A 16637-nucleotide genomic window follows, 5' to 3' on the forward strand; every position below is an offset into this window, starting at 1 on the left:
TACTTGCGGCGTCCCCGCAGTCCGACACCGCCCCGCCATCCCACGGAATGCCCGACTTTGACGTTGCCGTTGCCGTTGCTCCGGCTTTAAGCAGATGCAGGGCTGCAAGCCCTGCCGAACCCCCTCAGGCGGCCGGGGGGCAGTAGGCTTTGATGGCGGCTTCGGCCAGGCCCTTCTGTGCGGTGCGCTGTTCCGGGGTCAGGGCCGTGTCGGCCTTGCCATCGCCATCGGTGTCCTGCATCACCGGACCGCTACCCTCCAGCAGGGTCACGTTGGCACGCGCCGTGCTGCACTGCTCCGGCACCGGGGCCGCTTCCGCAGCGGGCGCCGCCGGGGTCTGCGGGCTGCGTGCCTGCTCGCGGGTTTCGTATTTCGCACCGGCCGGCGGCGTCTCCGAATACTGGGTCACGCCCTTGGCGTCCTTCCACTTGTAGACCGGGCCGGCCTGCGCCGTGGCCGTGGCCAACAACAGCAGGAAACCAAGGCAGGGCAGGGCACGCATGGCAAACTCCACAGAATGGGCGTAGAACGCCGATTGCAGCATTGCCGCCGACCGCTGGCAAGTCGATTAAACTGGATTCCATGGACCCGATCACACCGCCGCCGCGTTCGCGCACGATTTACCTGCTGCCCAACCTGTTCACCACTGCCGGTCTGTTCTCCGGCTTCTACGCGATCATCGCCGCGGCCAACGACCAGTTCGTCAATGCGGCCATCGCCGTGTTCGTGGCGGCGGTGATGGATGGCCTGGACGGGCGCGTGGCGCGCCTGACCGGTACCAGCAGCGAATTCGGCGTGCAGTACGACTCGCTGGCCGACCTGGTCAGCTTCGGCATGGCCCCGGCGCTGGTGATGTACCACTGGTCGCTGTCCGAACTGAAGCTGGACGGTGAACTGGCTGGCCGCCTCGGCTGGGCCGTCGCCTTCCTGTACGCCGCCTGCGCGGCGCTGCGCCTTGCCCGCTTCAACACCCAGGTGGCGGTGGTCGACAAGCGCTGGTTCGTCGGCCTGGCCAGCCCGGCTGCGGCCGGCTTGATGATGTCCTTCGTCTGGGCCTTTGCCGATGGCACCCTGGGCTGGAGCGGCGACCAGCTGCGCTACGTTGCGCTGGCGGTCACCGTGGTGGCGGCCCTGTTGATGGTCAGCCGGGTGCGCTTCTGGAGCTTCAAGGGCGGTGCTGCCAAGGGCACCCGCTCCGATCGTGTGCCGTTCCTGGTGCTGGCCCTGGTCCCGATCGCCATCGCCATTGCGGTCATTGATCTGCCGCGCGTGCTGCTGGCCGTGGGCGTGTTGTACGCGTTGTCCGGCCCGGTGATGTGGGCGCTGCAACGCCTGCGCAAGAAGTCCGAGGCCGCGTGAGCCAGGACCTGCCCGTGTTGTGGTCACCGGCCCAGCAGGCCTGGCTGCAGGCTATGGGCTACACCGTGTTCCACGACGGCCAGCTGGCCGCCGAGCTGGACGCGGCGCTGCAGTTGAGCGTGGCCGAAGCCGAGGCGGCGTCGACGCCTGCCCCGGAACCGGCGCGATCCGCACCGCGCATGGCGCCTGCCGACAGCGCCGATGTTCCGTTCGAACCGCGTGCCGAGCGCGCCGCTGCGCCGCGGCGGCCGCCACCGGTGGCCGCCCCGGATACCGCGCCGGCGGCCACGCGGCCGCAGCCCTCGGGCAACGCGCGGCAACCGGCAGTACGGCTGCCCGACCGCCTGCAGATCGCCCTGCTGCGTGCATCGGGCTGCAATCCGAATGACCCGGCCACGCAGGCATTGATGGACAGCTGGCCGCTGGAAACCTTGCGCCGTGACCCGGCCGCCAAGCGTGCGCTGTGGCCGCAGCTGCGCGCGCTGCGCAAGCGGGGCACGCCATGAGCGCGGTCGCCCAGCCGGGGCCGGTCAGCCTGCGCGCGCTGCGCGAGAATGATCTCAATGCGGTCATGGCCATCGAGGTGCGCGGCTACCCGTACCCCTGGACCCGTGGCATTTTCCTGGACTGCCTGCGCGCGGGTTACCCCGGGCTGGCGATGGAACAGGACGGCCTGCTGATCGGCTATGGCGTGTTGAGCCTGGCTGCTGACGAGGCGCACGTGCTCAACATCTGCATCGATCCGCTGGTGCAGTCGCGCGGCCTGGGCCGGCAGTTGCTGCGTGCGCTGGTCGAGATGGCGCGCAACCGTGGCGCGCAGCGCGTGTTCCTGGAAGTGCGGCCGTCGAACACGCCGGCGCTGCGGCTGTACCACAGCGAAGGCTTCAACGAGATTGGCCGGCGCCCGCGTTACTACCCGGCGGCGCAGGGCCGCGAAGATGCGCTGGTGATGGCCATCGAGCTGGTGGCTGACGACGTGCAGGTCATGCCGCCGCTGTAGTAGCCGCTGCGCTCGCCGGGCATGTCCCGGCGCTACCCGGGTGCCAACCGCAGTGCCAGCACCCCGCCCACGATCAACCCGGCCGCCAGCCAGCGTGCGCGCGGCACGCGTTCGCGCAGCAGGAACACGGAGATCAGCAGGGCGAAGACGATGGACGATTCGCGCAGCGCGGACACCATCGCTACCGGTACCTGGGTCATCGCCCACAGCGCCATCGCGTAAGAGGCGGTGGTGCCGATGCCACCGGCCACGCCCAGCGGCCAATGCTGGCGTGCGTAGGCCAGCACGGCGCGGCGGCGGGTGTACAGCGCCCACGCCGGCAGCGGGATGCCCGACAGCAGGAACAGCCACAGCGTGTAGGCCAACGCGTTGCCTGACTGCCGTGCGCCATGCGCATCGACCAGCGTATAGGTGGCGATCATCAGCGCGGTCAGCAGGGGCAGGCCGAGCTGGCCGCCGCGTGCGCCCAGCGCCATGCACAGGATGCCGGTGCTGACCAGCACCACGCCCAGCCAGGCGGCAGGCGGCAGCGACTGGCCGAGCAGGCTGCCGGCCAGTGCGACCAGGATCGGCGCGCAACCGCGCATCAGCGGGTAGGCCAGGCTCATGTCCACCTGCTGGTAGCAGCGCGCCACCAGCCCGTAGTAGATCACCTGCAATACCACCGAGGCCGCCAGCCAGGGCCAGCTGTCGGCTGCGGGAAACGGCAGCAAGGGCAGGGCGGCCGCCGACAGCAACGCGGCGCTGCCGGTAACCAGCACCGTGCCGAGGAATTTGTCTGGTCCGCGTTTGACGATCGCGTTCCAGCTGGCATGCAGCGCAGCAGCGGCCAGCACCAGCAGGAAGATGGAAAGTGGCATCGCCCGATGATGCCATGTGGACGAAACGGAAACGCCGGGCAGTGCCCGGCGTTTCCATTCGCGGTAGCGCCGGGCCATGCCCGGCGTTTCCATTCGCGGTAGCGCCGGGCCATGCCCGGCGGGATCCCCGGCGGTTACAGCTTCGCGCGCTGTTCCTGCAGACCCGCCAACTGGGTGTTCCAGTCGACCAGGCGCACGCGCTCCTGCTCGACCACGGCCGGCGGCACCTTGTCGGTGAACTTGGCCAGCTTGGTCTCGCTCTTTTCCTTCTCGCCTTCCACGCGCTTGATCTCCTTGTCCAGGCGCGCGCGCTCGGCATCCAGGTCGACCAGGCCTTCCAGCGGCACCAGCAGCTTCAGCTCGCCCACAATCGCGGCGGCGGCCGGCGGTGCGCTTTCGCCTTCGGCCAGCCACTGGATGCTGTCCAGCTTCAGCAGGAACGACAGCGAGGCGCTGAAGCGTTCGATGCGCACGCGATCCTGTTCGAGGCCGGCCTGCAGGCGCAGCGGCACCAGCTTGGACGGAGCCACGTTCAGTTCGCTGCGCACGCGGCGCACCGCGCTGATCACCGCCTTCAGCCATTCCACGTCGGCCTCGGCCTGGGCGAAATCACCGGCGAATTCGTCGGCGGTCGGGTACGGGCGCAGCGACAGCGTGGTTTCGGCCAGACCCAGGCGCGGGGCCAGCTGCTGCCACAGCTGTTCGGTGATGAACGGGGTAAGCGGGTGCAGCAGGCGCAGCAGCGCTTCCAGCACGTACAGCAGGGTGTGGCGGGTGCTGTCGGCATCGGCGGCGTCGGCACCGTTCAGCGCCGGCTTGCTCAGTTCCAGGAACCAGTCGCAGAACTCGTTCCAGGCGAACTCATACAGGCACTGCGCCAGCAGGTCGAAGCGGTAGTTGGCGTAATGGCCCTGCGCCTCGGCCGACACCGCGGCCAGGCGCGCCAGGATCCAGCGCTCGGCATCGGTGCGCGGGGTCGGCACGCCGGTGAACGCAGCACCCTCGGTGTTCATCAGGGTGAAGCGGCTTGCGTTCCACAGCTTGTTGCAGAAGTTCTTGTAGCCCTCGGCGCGGTTCATGTCGAACTTGATGTCGCGGCCGTGGGTGGCCAGCGCGGCAATGGTGAAGCGCAACGCGTCGGCACCGTGGGCAGCAATGCCGTCCGGGAACTCCTTGCGGGTGGCCTTCTCGATCTTCTCCACCATCTTCGGCTGCATCAGGCCGCCGGTGCGCTTGGCCACAAGGTCGTCGATGCTGATGCCGTCGATGATGTCCAGCGGGTCAAGCACGTTGCCCTTGCTCTTGGACATCTTCTGGCCCTGGCCGTCGCGGATCAGGCCGGTGAAGTAGACGTCCTTGAACGGGATCTTCCCGGTCAGATTGTCGGTGGCCATGATCATGCGGGCCACCCAGAAGAAGATGATGTCGAAGCCGGTGACCAGCACCGACGACGGCAGGTAGCGGTCGAAGCCGCGCTCGGCCATGGCCTGCTCGTTCGGCCAGCCCAGGGTCGAGAACGGCCAGATCTGCGAGGAGAACCAGGTTTCCAGCACGTCGCTTTCCTGGGTCAGCAGCACGTCGCTGCCCAGGTTGTGCTTTGCGCGCACTTCGTCTTCGCTTCGGCCCACGTAGCAGTTGCCGGTGGCGGCATCGAACCAGGCCGGAATGCGGTGGCCCCACCACAGCTGGCGGCTGATGCACCAATCCTGGATGTTGGTCATCCAGTGGCGGTAGGTGTTGATCCAGTTCGGCGGCACGAACGCGATGCTGCCGTTCTCCACCAGTTCCAGGCCACGACGCGCCAGTTCGTCCATCTTCACGAACCACTGGTCGGTCAGGTAGGGCTCGATCACCTGGCCGGTGCGGTCGCCGCGCGGCACCTGCAGCTTGTGCGCCTTGGTTTCCACCAGGACGCCCAGGTCTTCCAGTTCGGCCAGCACGGCCTTGCGCGCTTCGTAGCGGTCCAGGCCCTGGAAGCGTTCGGGCGCGTTTTCATTCAGCGCCGCCACCGGGGTGAACAGGTTGATCATCGGCAGGCTGTGGCGCACGCCCACCTGGTAATCGTTGAAATCGTGCGCCGGGGTGACCTTGACCACGCCGGTACCGAACGCGCGGTCCACGTAGTCATCGGCGATCACCGGCACGCGGCGGCCGGTCAGCGGCAGCACCACCTGCTTGCCGATCAGGTGCGCATAGCGCTCGTCTTCCGGGTGCACCATCACCGCGGTATCGCCCAGCAGGGTTTCCGGGCGGGTGGTGGCCACCACCAGGTAATCGCGGGTTTCGCGCAGGGTTTCCACGCCGTCGGCATCGCGCTCGACGTGCTCGTAGCTCAGGCCCTCGTCCAGCGTGTAGGCGATCGACCACAGGAAGCCGTCTTCCTCGGCGCTCTCCACTTCCAGGTCGGAAATGGCGGTCTTCAGCACCGGGTCCCAGTTCACCAGGCGCTGGCCACGGTAGATCAGGCCCTGCTCGTGCCAGCGCACGAAGGCCTCGACCACCGCTGCAGACGGCTGCGGGTCCATGGTGAAGGTGCTGCGCGACCAGTCGGCCGAAGTGCCCAGGCGGCGCATCTGCCGCTCGATGGTGTCACCGGACTGCTGCTTCCACTCCCACACCTTGCCGATGAAGCCTTCGCGGCCCAGCGAATCGCGGGTCTCGCCCTTGCCTTCCAGCGCCAGGTTGCGGCTGACCACCATTTCGGTGGCGATGCCGGCATGGTCGGTACCGACCTGCCACAGCGTGTCGTAGCCGCGCATGCGGTGGTAGCGCACCAGCGCATCCATCAGGGTCTGCTGGAAGGCATGGCCCATGTGCAGGGTGCCGGTCACGTTCGGCGGCGGCAGCAGGATGGTGTAGGGCTCACCCTGGCCGGACGGCTTGAAGTGGCCGGCGTCTTCCCAGGCCTTGTAGAGGTCGGTCTCGAAGGACGTCGGGTCGTAGCTGGAGGCGAGTTGGGTCATGCGGGGGAACCAGGAGGTAATCGTTGAAGGATCAGGGCGCGGCAGCGGCCCATCAAGGGGGCCGGCGCGGCCTTACATGTCGTGCTTGTTCAGGTCGTAGCCGGCGGTCTTGTACTGGCGCCAGCGCTCGCGCAGCGGTTCGCGCGCTTCCGGGTCAGCCGGCACCACTTCCAGCACGCGCTCGCACTGGCCCAGCCAGGGCTCGTCGCGCAGGTTGATCACCAGCGGGCGCATCGGCGCTTCGTCGCCGGGGATGGAAATGAGCACCACGGCCTCTTCCTCGTCCACGTCCTCGCCCACGATCTGGTGCGGGATGTAGGCGTCCTCGTCGAAGGACCAGAGCAGTTCGTCCAGTTCTTCGGCCTGGGCCTGGTCGCGGGCCAGCACCAGGGCGGGCAGCCCGGCGTCGTTGGCCTTGCGCGCCAGTTCGCAGACCAGGCGCAGCGGCTCGGTCAGGAAACGGGGCTTGGCGATCAGGTAGAAATCAGCGCGGGGCATGGCAGGGTCCGGGTCGGGCAGGGGCCCGGCGTGCCGGGCGGGGGCAGGCCGGAGGATGCCCCGGCCGGCAGGCGCCGGCCAGGGGCAGGTACGGCATCAGGCGCGGGCGACCTGGTCCAGCAGCCACTGGCTGAGCAGGCCCACCGGGCGGCCGGTGGCCATGCCACGCTTGCCTTCGTCGCTGGCCACGCCGGCGATGTCCAGGTGCGCCCAGCGCTGCCCTTCGGCAAAGCGCGACAGGAAGCAGCCGGCGGTGATGGCGCCGGCCCAGCGGCCGCCGATGTTGTAGACGTCGGCGAAGGTCGAATCCAGCATCGGCTGGTACTCGTCCCACAGCGGCAGGCGCCAGGCGCGGTCGAACACGTGCTCGCCGGCGGCCAGCAGTTCGTTGGCCAGGTCGTCGTGCTTGCTCATCAGGCCGGCGGTCTGGTGGCCCAGGGCGACCAGGCAGGCGCCGGTCAGGGTGGCCACGTCCACCAGCGCCTGCGGTTCGAAGCGCTGTGCGTAGGTCAGCGCGTCGCACAGGATCAGGCGGCCTTCGGCGTCGGTATTGCCCACTTCGATGGTCTTGCCCGACATCGAGGTGATCACGTCGGACGGGCGGTAGGCATTGCCGTCAATGGCGTTTTCCACGGCCGGCACCACCACCACCAGGTTCAGCGGCAGCTTGGCCTTCACGGCCGCGACGAAGGTGCCGATGACGTTGGCGCCACCGCACATGTCGTACTTCATTTCCTCGATGCCGCCCTGGGTCTTCAGGTTCACGCCACCGGTATCGAAGGTGATGCCCTTGCCGACCAGCACGTAGGGCTTGGCGTCGCCGCCGCCGGACCACTTCAGCACCACCAGGCGCGGGCGGTTGGCCGAGCCACGGGCCACGGCCAGCAGCGAGCCCATGCCCAGCGCTTCCATCTGGGTTTCGTCGAGGATGTCGGCCTCGGCCCCCTCGTGCTCAGCGGCGAACTTCACGCCCACTTCAGCCAGGTAGGCCGGGGTGCAGTAGTTCGGCGGCAGGTTGCCCAGTTCGCGGGCGAACTCCACGCCGGCGGCGATGGCCTGGCCCTGGGCCAGGGCCTGGGCGTCATCACCGGCGATGGCCAGCTGGGCCAGACCAGCGTCATCGGCCTTCTTCTTGCCCAGGGTGGCGGTGTAGCGGTAGGCGGCGTGGTCGGCGGCAATGACCGCCTGGCGGATCGCCCAGGCCGCGTCGCGGTCCTTGATGGCCACTTCGGACAGGGTGAACAGCGCGCTGCGGGCGGCGCCGCCCTTCAGCGCGCGCACGGCGTCGCCAACGGCCTTCAGGTACTGCGGCACGCCGAAACGGGCGGCATCGCCCAGGCCGACCACCAGTACGCGCGGGGCGGTCACGCCCGGCAGGTCGTGCAGCAGGGTGGTGGCGCCGGTCTTGCCGGACAGGTCGCCGCGCTGGGCCAGGGCGGCCAGGCGGCCGCCACTGGCGGCGTCCAGCGCCTGCGCGGCCGGGGTCAGGCTGTGGTCGGCATAGGCGCCGACCACCAGGCAGTCAACGGTGGCGGCAGCCGGAGCGAGGTGGTTCAGGGTGAATTCGAGGGCCATTGAGCAGATTCCATTGGCGAGTCCGTACAATCGCAGGCCGTTTACGCCCAGACAGTAGACTGGGCGGCACCGCGAACGAACCCCAGAGTTTAAACCACCGCCCCATGCTGAAGCTCGACCGATACCTGCTGGGCGATTTCGTCCAGAGTTTCCTGGCTACCCTGATCGTCCTGCTGGTGGTCAGCGTGGGCGGCGTGCTGGTGGACATCCTCGGCAACATCGCCGACGGACGCCTGCCGGCCAAGCTGCTGTTCTCACAGCTGGGCCTGCAGTTCATCGCCTACATGCCGCTGATCCTGCCGTTGGCGCTGATGCTGGGCCTGCTGCTGGCCATCGCCCGGCTCTACCGCGATTCGGAAATGGCGGTGATCACCGCCATTGGCGTGGGCCCCAAGCGCCTGCTGCGCCCGCTGCTGATGCTGGTGGTGCCGGTGGTGCTGGTGGTGGGCGCCTGTTCGCTGTGGCTGGGCCCCTGGGCCGGGCGCACCGCCGAACAGATGATCCAGGACGCCAACCGCAGCGTGCTGATGGCCGGCCTGGAGCCGGGCCGGTTCACCCCGCTGCCCAATGGCGGGGTGGTCTACCTGTCCTCGATCTCGCCCGATGGCACCCAGCTGGGCAAGGTGTTCCTGCAGCGGCAGAAGGACAACCGCCTGGAAGTGGTGTCCGCCGCCGGCGGCCGCATGTACTTCGAAGGGGCGCGCCAGCGCTTCCTGGAACTGGACGACGGCCACCAGCTGGAGGGCCCGCTGGCCGGCGCGCTGGACTACCGGCTGGCCACCTTCGCCCGCAATGACGTGGCCCTGCCCGACGGCACCGAGGCGCGCAAGGACGATGATCCGGAGCTGATGGCGACCACGAAGCTGATCGGCGATGACCGCCCCGAGGCCCAGGCCCAGCTGCACCGCCGCCTGGCGCCGCCGCTGATCGCACTGGCCTTCGCCCTGCTGACCGTGCCGCTGGGGCGCAGCTCGCCGCGCCAGCAGCGCTACGGGCGCATGATGCTGGCCCTGCTGGCCTACATGGTGGGCACCAACCTGACCTTCATCGGCGCCGGCTGGATCGCCGACGGCAGGATTCCCGGCGCACTGGGCCTGTGGTGGCTGACCCTGCCGCTGCTGGCGTTCGCCATCTGGATGTACGCGCGCGATGGCCGCCTGGCCCGCCCGAAGGGAGGCCGCGCATGAAGCTGCGCCCGATGCGTTTCGATTTCTACCTGGGCCGTGCGGTGTTCACCACCGTGCTGCTCACCTGGGCGGTGCTGACCGGCCTGGACGTGGTCATGGCCTTCTCCGGTGAGTTCAAGGACATCGGCAAGAACGGCTATTCGCTGGGCCACGCTGCGGCATGGGTGCTGTACACCGTGCCCCGCCGCGCCTACACCTTCTTCCCCACCGCCGCGGTGATCGGCGCCCTGATGGGGCTGGGCCAGCTGGCGGCTACCTCTGAACTGACCGCGCTGCGCGCCCTGGGCCTGTCGCGCAAGCGCCTGAGCGTGTCGGTGGCCATCGCCCTGTCGTTGCTGACCGGGCTGATGGTGATCAGCGCCGAGACCGTGGGCCCGTGGGGCCAGAACCGTGCCGACGCGCTGAAGATGAGCGCCAAGTGGGGCACCGACATCGCCGTGGCCCGTTATTCGGGCATGTGGGCGCGCGAGGGCGATACCTTCCTGAACGCGGCCAGCGGCGAAGAGCAGCTGGTGGGCGAGAAGGGCACGCGGCTGATCCTGCGCGATGTACGCCTGTACCAGATTGCCGACGACGGCCGCATTGCCACGCTTACCCATGCCGCAACTGCCGAGCACGACAAGGACGGCTGGGTGCTCACCGGCGTGCGCCGCGATACCTTCGGCGAACGCTCGGCCACCCGCCAGGAAGTGGCCCGCGAACCGTGGAATTCGAAGCTGGATGCCGGCGCGCTGGCCACCGGCATCGCCAAGCCGCGCAACCTGAGCGTGTCCGAGCTGAGCACCAGCATTGCCTACCGCGAGCGCAACGGCCTGGATGCGCGTGATTTCGAGGATGTGTACTGGAGCCGCTGGTTCTACCCGGTGAACGTGCTGGCGCTGTGCCTGGCCGCCGTGCCGTTCGCCTTCGGTTCGCTGCGCAGCGGCGGCATGGGCAAGCGCCTGTTCCTGGGCATCCTGTTCGCGCTGGGCTTCTGGCTGCTGCAGTTGTTCTTCGGCCGCATGGCCGGTGCGTTGAAGTTCGATTACCGCATTGCCTACGCGTTGCCGCCCATCGTCATGCTGGCGGTGTCCGGCTGGCTGTTCCGGCGCCGGTAGCGTCGAGCTTGCTCGACGAACCCAGCACGTAGCGTCGAGCTCCAGCGTCTCGGCGCCCGAACGTCGTTTCAAAGGACCCGGCAGGTCCGCGCCTTTCCGCGCGGGCCCTGCCTTTATCGCGAGCGCGCGCGTTGCGCATCTCGCTCCACTTCAAGGATGAACATGATCCGCGCACGTCTGCTTCCCTCGCTTGCCGCCCTGCTGTTGCTGGTGGGCTGTTCTGGTCCGGTCGATTTCGAGATCGACAACCCCACCGACACGCCGGTTACCCTGACCATCGACGCGCAGCCGCACGTCATCCCGGCGCACACCACGGTACCGGTCAGCCTGGAGCCCGGTCAGCACCGGCTGCAGAGCGAGAAGATCGGCACGGTGCGCATGGTGGTCTATGCCGATGGCATCGGTGGCCTGATCAACCCGACGTTGGGCGAGTACGTGATCGTCACCGAGCAGTACGTCACCAACAAGACCAATTCCGGCGGGCTGGTGTCGAAGGTCGAGCTCAATGACGTGGAGATCGACGGCCCGTACGTGAAGGCGACCGGCCTGTTCATTCCGCGCAGCTGGGATGTGGGCCTGCTGGGCGAACTGCCGACCACGGTGGTCTCCAACAGCCCGGACACGTCGTCGGACTACCGCACCAAGCTCTTCAACGTGCCCGGTTTCTTCGAATACCTGGACGCCGAGGACGATCTGCGGGCCGCTTTCGGGCCCCTGGGCTACCAGCCGCCGCAGGCGACGGTCGCGTTCACCGCCGTCAGCCTGCCGGAGCTTCCGGCCGCGTTCGAGGAACAGGGCAAGCCGATGCGCGACCTGTACGCGCAGTACCTGGCCGCCAGCGATGCCGGTGAGCAGAAGCGCCTGAAGAAGGCCAGCCTGAAGCTGTGGCAGGAATTCGCCCAGGCCCAGGGCAAGCTCAACGGCAAGATTCCGGTGCCCGATGACGTCAAGGCCACCGCGTTCTCGTCGCAGTTCTTCGAACTGTGGGCGCAGCCGGCGGTGATCCTGCCCGACGCCTGACCCGCGTGCGGCGTAGTCGAGCAAGCTCGACTCTACTTCGGTAGCGCCGGGCCATGCCCGGCGGATTCCTTCAGCGCTTGGGCACCCGCACCATGCGGGTGCCGCTGGCGCGGTCGTGCCAGGTCAGGCGTTCGCGATCCAGCCACGCCCACCAGAACCCCAGTCCGCCCAGCAGCAGCGACAGCGTGCCCATGGCAAAACGCCGCCACAACTGGCCGCGCCGCAGCGCGGTGCCATCGCGCGTTTCCAGCTTCAGCCGCCACGGGCGCATGCCCAGCGTCTGCCCGCCGCGCCGCCAACTGGCCGTGGCATAGGCACCGGTGATGACCCAGCACACCGCCCACAGCAGCCACTGCCACGCACTGAACGGTGCGATGTTTTCGCGCTGCGCATGGCCACTGACCGTATAGGCCACGGTGAACACCGTGCCGGCCAGCATCCACAGCGCCAGCACCGGCCACAGGTCGTAGAACAGGGCCAGCAGGCGCCACAGCAGCAACGTGCGGGGGCGATCGGAACCGGGCGCGGCCACGGGGGCCGTTTCACTGGCGGGGCTGGACATGCGCCGAGCATACGCAAAGCTGGCCCTGCCCGCAGCGGCCCACGTATCCTGCGCGCATGGCCGTAGTTTCCACCCCCGCCGAGCGTCGCCAGCTGGTCCAGCAACTGCCCGAACCGCGCGCCGACGACAGCGTGCGCATCCAGCGTTTCCTGGACGCGGCCTGGGCCGAGAACGGCCTGGCCCGTGCCACCCTGGACAGCTATCGGCGCGATCTGGAAGGCCTGGCGCGCTGGCTGGATGGTCGCGATGGCGGACTGGCCGGGGTAGAGCGCCCGGGCCTGTTCGATTACCTGGCCTGGCGCACGCGTCATGGCTGGTCGCCGCGCAGCAACGCCCGCCTGCTGTCGGCGCTGCGCGCCTTCTTCGCCGATGCGGTGCGCCGTGGCGAGCGCAGCGAGGACCCCAGTGCGCTGCTGGACCCACCGAAGCTGCCGCGCCTGCTGCCCAAGGCCCTGGCCGAGAGCCAGATCGATGCGCTGCTGGCGGCACCGGATATCGACAGCCCGCTGGGCCTGCGCGACCGCGCCATGCTGGAACTGATGTACGCCGCGGGCCTGCGCGTGAGTGAACTGGTGCTGCTGCCGGCCACGGCCGTGAACCTGCGCCAGGGCGTGCTGCGGGTGACCGGTAAGGGCAGCAAGGAACGCTTGGTGCCGCTGGGCGAAGAGTCGCAGGACTGGCTGGAACGTTACCTGCACGACGCGCGCCCGCTGATGGTGGGCAAGGGCAAGGTGCAGGCCCTGGCCGATGGGCAGACGCCGTTGTTCATCGAACCCAGCCTGCACGCACTCACCCGGCAGGCGTTCTGGTACCTGGTCAAGCGGCACGCGCAGGTGGCCGGCATCGATCCGGCGCGGATCAGCCCGCATGGCCTGCGCCACAGCTTCGCCACCCACCTGCTGAACCGCGGTGCAGACCTGCGCGCGCTGCAGATGCTGCTGGGCCACAGCTCGCTGTCCACCACCCAGATCTACACGCTGGTGGCGCGCGAGCACCTGCAGCAGCTGCACGCCCGCCACCACCCACGCGGCTGAGTGGGCGGCTGAACCCGCGCGCGGGTGTGTGCTCGCGTTCGCGGTGCCACTTCCGGGCCTGTGTCAGAATCGCAAGTCATCTTCCCAGCAGGTTGCTCCATGCTCCGATTCGCCATTGCCGCTGTGTTCGGCGCGCTCAGCCTGACCGCCTGTGCACAGCCGGCACCACCCGCCGCCAAGGCCCCTGCTGCTGCGGCCCCACGGCTGGCGGCGGCCAACCCTGCCGCTGAACAGGCAGTGCGCACCGCGCTGTCGGCGCTGAACCCGGGGTTCACCATCGACTACATCGGCGCGGCGCCGTTCCCCGGCTTCCGCGAAGTGCTGGTGTCGGGCCAGCTGCTGTACGTGTCCGACGATGGCCGCTACCTGTTCCAGTCGCAGCCGTATGACACCCAGGCACGCGGGCCGGCCAACAGTGCCGGGCTGCTGGATTACCGGCGTGGCCTGCTGGCCAAGGCCAACCATGGCGACCGCATCGTGTTCGCCGCGCCGAATGCCAAGTACACCATCAGCGTGTTCACCGACATTGAGTGCGGGTACTGCCGCAAGCTGCACCAGGACATCGCCGAGCTCAACCGCAACGGCATCACCGTGGAATACCTGGCGTTCCCGCGCATGGGGCTGGGCAGCAAGGACTACACCGACATGATCTCGGTCTGGTGCGCGGCCGACCGCCGCCAGGCACTGACCAACGCCAAGCGCGGTGGCAGTGTGCCGGCCAAGAACTGCACCAACCCGGTGGCCATGCAGTACGCACTGGGCCAGCAGCTGGGCGTGAATGGCACGCCGGCCATCTTCGCGCCCGACGGCACCCAGCTGGGCGGCTACCTGCCGCCGGCACAGCTGCGCGCCGCGCTGGAAAAGCTGTCGGCCAAGCGTTGATTGCAATGCCGCCGGGCGTGACCCGGCGCTACCGTGGATCGCGTTGGTAGCGCCGGGCCACGCCCGGCGGATGTCGCACGTTTTCCTTATTTCAAGCCATCACTGACCGCCTTGGTCAGCGTGCCCTGCGCATCGTCGCCGCTGAATTCCCAGACGAACGCGCCGCCCAGGCCCTGGGTCTTCACGTACCCCATCTTGCGGGTGATGTTGGCCGGGGTGTCGAAGCTCCACAGCGTGCTGCCGTTGTAGATCCAGGTGGCACCGGCAGTGTTGTCGGTGTAGCTGGACCACGCCAGGTTCTTCAGCACCTTCCAGTCTTCGATGCCCGCTTCGTAGGTACCCGGCGCCGCACCGGTGGCGGTCTGGTACAGCCCGTTGTTGGCATTGGCCACCCCGGTCCAGCCACGCCCGTAGTAGCCGATGCCCAGGTTCAACTTGGCTGCCGGCACGCCGCGGCTGATGAACGCCTCGATCGCATCGTTGCTGTTGTACTGCGCGGTATCACCGGTGGACGGATCATTCGGCGAATCGAACAGCGCCGAGTGGTGATTGGTCTTCGCATCCCACGCGCCGTGGAAGTCGTAGGTCATCACGTTGATGTAGTCCAGGTACGGGTGGTAGGCGGCCGGGTCGGTCACCCGCACCTTGTCGATGCCGGCACCCACCGCCACGGTCAACAGCAGCCCGGGGCGCACCGCATCCAGCTGGCGGCGGAACTCGGCCAGCAGCGCGGTGAAGTTGGCGTTGTCCTCCGGCGTGCCGCAGGCCAGGCCACACGCCACCGGGTATTCCCAGTCGATGTCGATGCCGTCGAACACACCCAGTGCCGCACCGGTGCCACCTGCGCCGTCGGTCACCGGCAGGTTGCCCTTGATGTAGGCATCGATGCACGAGGCCACGAACGCCTGCCGGTTGGCCGGCTGCGCGGCGCTGGAGAAACCACGCGACCAGGTCCAGCCGCCCAGCGAGATCAGCACCTTCACGTTGGGGTACTTCGCCTTCAGCTGCTTCAGCTGGTTCCAGTTGCCGCGCAGCGGCTGGTCCCAGGTGTCGGCGCTGCCGCTCACGCTTTCGCCGGCACCGAAGGCCTTGGTGTAGTCGGCGAAGGCATCGCCGCCCACGCCCGTGTTCGGGTCGGAGGCCTGGGTGACGCCCACTTCGCAGCGGTTGTTGCGCACGTTGCCGAAGGCATAGTTGATGTGGGTGAGACGGGCAGCCGAGCCGCTGCTGTCGATGTTCTTCACCCGGTAGTTGCGGCCATAGATGCCCCACTGGGTGAAGTAGCCGATGACCCGCTTGCCGGTTCCGCCGCCGCTGTCGGCCAGGGTGGTGGCGCTGGTCGCGGTGCCCTGGGCGGAGGCATTGCCGGCGTTGTCGCGGGCCCGCACGCGGTAGCTGTAGGTGGTGGAGGCCGTCAGGCCACCGTCGACATAGCTGGCGCTGGACGGCGAGCCGACCAGGCTGCCGTTGCGGTACACGTCGTAGCCGGCCACACCGCTACCGCCGGTGTTGTCGGTGGACGGGCTCCAGCTGAGCGCGATGCTGCTGGACGTGCGCGTTCCCACCGCCAGACCGCCGGGCACGCTGGGGGCGGTGGTATCGCCACTGGCCGCGTTCACCGTGATGGTGATGGTGGGCGTGCTGGTGGTGGCGTTGTTGTTGTCGGTGGCGACCGCGCGCAGGGTGTGGCTGCCGGCGCTGGCGTTGGCCCAGCTGGCGCTGTAAGGCGCGCTGGTGTCCACGCCGATGGAACTGCCATCGCGGAAGAACTCGACCTTGCTGATGCTGCCGTCGGCGTCGCTGGCGGTGGCGCTGACCGTGATCGTGCTGCCCGCGCTGAAGCTGGCGCCATTGGCCGGGGAGGTCAGGCTGACCACCGGCGGCTGGTTGGCGCCGCTGCCATCACAGGCGCCCAGGTTGGTGTAGTAGGGCGCACCGGCCGGGTGGTCCGGCGGGGCGTTCCAGATGTCCTGGTTGGCCCGGTAGAGCACGCCGGCCTTCTGCAGGGTATCGCCGGCCCGGTAGATCTTGGCCTGGTCCCATTCGGCCACGCCGGCGCAGCTGGCGGCCTGGGCCAGGCCGGGCAGGGCGGCGGCCCCGGCGGCCAGGGCCAGCAGCCAGGCCAGGCGGCGCGGGCGACAGCGGCGGGGGGAAGGTTCGGCACTGCGTACATCGGCACTCTGCACAAACGTGTCGTACATGGTGTTTCTCCGATCGACCAAGAGGCGCGCGGGCCCCGATGGCACCGCGCGTAACGCAGGTCCGGGCGTCGCCGGGGAAGGCGACGGTGGGAGCGGACGGGGTACCTGGCCGGGCCGGGGAGAGAGTCCGGCTGGCCGGGTAGGGACAACGTTGTCATCAATTGCCCGGTCAATCCGTGAGCCAGCGCATGGTTCCGCGATTCCGGGGTTCCGGGATTCCCGCGAAGAGCGGCGCTGGCGCGCGGTTGGCTGCCATCGGCGGGGCCCCCTCGTGGCTGGGGATTGCCGAGAACAGCGGATTTCTGGGGGAGGGCCGGGCGGCTGGGGTCAGGCGGGGACGCCGTAAACCCGTCCATGGGGGCTTAGCCGCGGCATCCATGCTGCGGATACCCCGCCTGG

Annotated in this window: 15 protein-coding genes; 8 read left to right on the forward strand and 7 right to left on the reverse strand. The window is 68.7% G+C overall.

From position 1 onward, the window contains the following. Window positions 1–124 precede the first annotated feature (124 nt). Window positions 125–502, reverse strand: a complete 378-nt coding sequence (locus IAE58_RS16760; RefSeq protein WP_199934314.1) for a DUF4124 domain-containing protein — start codon at window positions 500–502, stop codon at window positions 125–127. Window positions 503–582: 80 nt separating this feature from the next. On the opposite strand from IAE58_RS16760, the gene pssA reads away from it, so the two are divergent. The 3 genes from pssA to rimI are packed head-to-tail and all read left to right on the forward strand — an operon-like array spanning window position 583 to window position 2359. After that, window positions 583–1359, forward strand: coding sequence for a CDP-diacylglycerol--serine O-phosphatidyltransferase (gene pssA / locus IAE58_RS16765; protein WP_199934315.1), 777 nt, complete (start codon window positions 583–585; stop codon window positions 1357–1359). Between the two features lie 53 nt (window positions 1360–1412). Next, entirely contained in the window at window positions 1413–1865 is a 453-nt protein-coding gene (locus tag IAE58_RS16770; RefSeq protein ID WP_199934324.1) for a hypothetical protein, read from the forward strand. Continuing rightward, window positions 1862–2359, forward strand: coding sequence for a ribosomal protein S18-alanine N-acetyltransferase (gene rimI, locus IAE58_RS16775; RefSeq protein WP_108752121.1), 498 nt, complete (start codon window positions 1862–1864; stop codon window positions 2357–2359). The genes IAE58_RS16770 and rimI overlap by 4 nt, the downstream gene beginning before the upstream one ends. A gap of 32 nt (window positions 2360–2391) precedes the next feature. On the opposite strand, the gene IAE58_RS16780 is transcribed toward rimI, so the two are convergent. The 4 genes from IAE58_RS16780 to IAE58_RS16795 all read right to left on the reverse strand — a co-directional run bounded on the left by IAE58_RS16780 (window position 2392) and on the right by IAE58_RS16795 (window position 8255). Beyond that, window positions 2392–3219 carry an EamA family transporter gene (locus tag IAE58_RS16780; protein ID WP_199934316.1) on the reverse strand — a complete coding sequence of 276 codons (828 nt, stop codon included), beginning with the start codon at window positions 3217–3219 and terminating at the stop codon, window positions 2392–2394. Between the two features lie 134 nt (window positions 3220–3353). After that, on the reverse strand, window positions 3354–6182 hold the full coding sequence (locus tag IAE58_RS16785; protein ID WP_199934317.1) for a valine--tRNA ligase: 2829 nt from the start codon (window positions 6180–6182) through the stop codon (window positions 3354–3356). 72 nt (window positions 6183–6254) lie between these two features. Next, window positions 6255–6680 (reverse strand): DNA polymerase III subunit chi, encoded by a 426-nt coding sequence (locus tag IAE58_RS16790; protein WP_108745936.1) that lies wholly within the window; start codon window positions 6678–6680, stop codon window positions 6255–6257. A gap of 96 nt (window positions 6681–6776) precedes the next feature. Continuing rightward, on the reverse strand, window positions 6777–8255 hold the full coding sequence (locus IAE58_RS16795; protein ID WP_199934318.1) for a leucyl aminopeptidase: 1479 nt from the start codon (window positions 8253–8255) through the stop codon (window positions 6777–6779). Window positions 8256–8359: 104 nt separating this feature from the next. On the opposite strand from IAE58_RS16795, the gene lptF reads away from it, so the two are divergent. From lptF to IAE58_RS16810, 3 genes are all read left to right on the forward strand, one after another. After that, window positions 8360–9442 (forward strand): LPS export ABC transporter permease LptF, encoded by a 1083-nt coding sequence (gene lptF, locus IAE58_RS16800; RefSeq protein ID WP_199934319.1) that lies wholly within the window; start codon window positions 8360–8362, stop codon window positions 9440–9442. Then, the gene (gene lptG, locus IAE58_RS16805; protein WP_108752126.1) at window positions 9439–10539 is read left to right on the forward strand and encodes an LPS export ABC transporter permease LptG; all 1101 of its coding nucleotides are present in this window, start codon (window positions 9439–9441) and stop codon (window positions 10537–10539) included. Before lptF ends, lptG begins: the two co-directional genes overlap by 4 nt. A 162-nt stretch (window positions 10540–10701) precedes the next feature. Beyond that, complete coding sequence (locus tag IAE58_RS16810; protein WP_199934320.1) at window positions 10702–11559, forward strand: hypothetical protein; 858 nt, start codon at window positions 10702–10704, stop codon at window positions 11557–11559. A 70-nt stretch (window positions 11560–11629) separates the two neighbouring features. Here IAE58_RS16810 and IAE58_RS16815 read toward each other — a convergent pair whose 3' ends face one another. Beyond that, window positions 11630–12121, reverse strand: a complete 492-nt coding sequence (locus IAE58_RS16815) for an RDD family protein (RefSeq protein ID WP_108752127.1) — start codon at window positions 12119–12121, stop codon at window positions 11630–11632. A 56-nt stretch (window positions 12122–12177) separates the two neighbouring features. Here IAE58_RS16815 and xerD point away from each other — a divergent pair, with 56 nt between their 5' ends. Further along, entirely contained in the window at window positions 12178–13155 is a 978-nt protein-coding gene (xerD, locus tag IAE58_RS16820) for a site-specific tyrosine recombinase XerD (RefSeq protein ID WP_199934321.1), read from the forward strand. A 99-nt stretch (window positions 13156–13254) separates the two neighbouring features. Next, complete coding sequence (locus IAE58_RS16825; protein ID WP_199934322.1) at window positions 13255–14037, forward strand: DsbC family protein; 783 nt, start codon at window positions 13255–13257, stop codon at window positions 14035–14037. Window positions 14038–14123: 86 nt separating this feature from the next. Here IAE58_RS16825 and IAE58_RS16830 read toward each other — a convergent pair whose 3' ends face one another. Further along, the gene (locus tag IAE58_RS16830; protein WP_199934323.1) at window positions 14124–16238 is read right to left on the reverse strand and encodes a glycosyl hydrolase family 18 protein; all 2115 of its coding nucleotides are present in this window, start codon (window positions 16236–16238) and stop codon (window positions 14124–14126) included. Between the last annotated feature and the right edge of the window lie 399 nt (window positions 16239–16637).

It is taken from the genome of Stenotrophomonas sp. S49 (assembly GCF_016624905.1).
Lineage (GTDB): Bacteria > Pseudomonadota > Gammaproteobacteria > Xanthomonadales > Xanthomonadaceae > Stenotrophomonas.

Excerpts from the sequence above, each read along its gene's own strand:
- IAE58_RS16760 (WP_199934314.1), bottom strand. The coding sequence starts at position 502 with ATGCGTGCCCTGCCCTGCCTTGGTTTCCTGCTGTTGTTGGCCACGGCC.
- pssA (WP_199934315.1), top strand. The coding sequence starts at position 583 with ATGGACCCGATCACACCGCCGCCGCGTTCGCGCACGATTTACCTGCTG.
- IAE58_RS16770 (WP_199934324.1), top strand. The coding sequence starts at position 1,413 with ATGGGCTACACCGTGTTCCACGACGGCCAGCTGGCCGCCGAGCTGGAC.
- rimI (WP_108752121.1), top strand. The coding sequence starts at position 1,862 with ATGAGCGCGGTCGCCCAGCCGGGGCCGGTCAGCCTGCGCGCGCTGCGC.
- IAE58_RS16780 (WP_199934316.1), bottom strand. The coding sequence starts at position 3,219 with ATGCCACTTTCCATCTTCCTGCTGGTGCTGGCCGCTGCTGCGCTGCAT.
- IAE58_RS16785 (WP_199934317.1), bottom strand. The coding sequence starts at position 6,182 with ATGACCCAACTCGCCTCCAGCTACGACCCGACGTCCTTCGAGACCGAC.
- IAE58_RS16790 (WP_108745936.1), bottom strand. The coding sequence starts at position 6,680 with ATGCCCCGCGCTGATTTCTACCTGATCGCCAAGCCCCGTTTCCTGACC.
- IAE58_RS16795 (WP_199934318.1), bottom strand. The coding sequence starts at position 8,255 with ATGGCCCTCGAATTCACCCTGAACCACCTCGCTCCGGCTGCCGCCACC.
- lptF (WP_199934319.1), top strand. The coding sequence starts at position 8,360 with ATGCTGAAGCTCGACCGATACCTGCTGGGCGATTTCGTCCAGAGTTTC.
- lptG (WP_108752126.1), top strand. The coding sequence starts at position 9,439 with ATGAAGCTGCGCCCGATGCGTTTCGATTTCTACCTGGGCCGTGCGGTG.
- IAE58_RS16810 (WP_199934320.1), top strand. The coding sequence starts at position 10,702 with ATGATCCGCGCACGTCTGCTTCCCTCGCTTGCCGCCCTGCTGTTGCTG.
- IAE58_RS16815 (WP_108752127.1), bottom strand. The coding sequence starts at position 12,121 with ATGTCCAGCCCCGCCAGTGAAACGGCCCCCGTGGCCGCGCCCGGTTCC.
- xerD (WP_199934321.1), top strand. The coding sequence starts at position 12,178 with ATGGCCGTAGTTTCCACCCCCGCCGAGCGTCGCCAGCTGGTCCAGCAA.
- IAE58_RS16825 (WP_199934322.1), top strand. The coding sequence starts at position 13,255 with ATGCTCCGATTCGCCATTGCCGCTGTGTTCGGCGCGCTCAGCCTGACC.
- IAE58_RS16830 (WP_199934323.1), bottom strand. The coding sequence starts at position 16,238 with ATGTACGACACGTTTGTGCAGAGTGCCGATGTACGCAGTGCCGAACCT.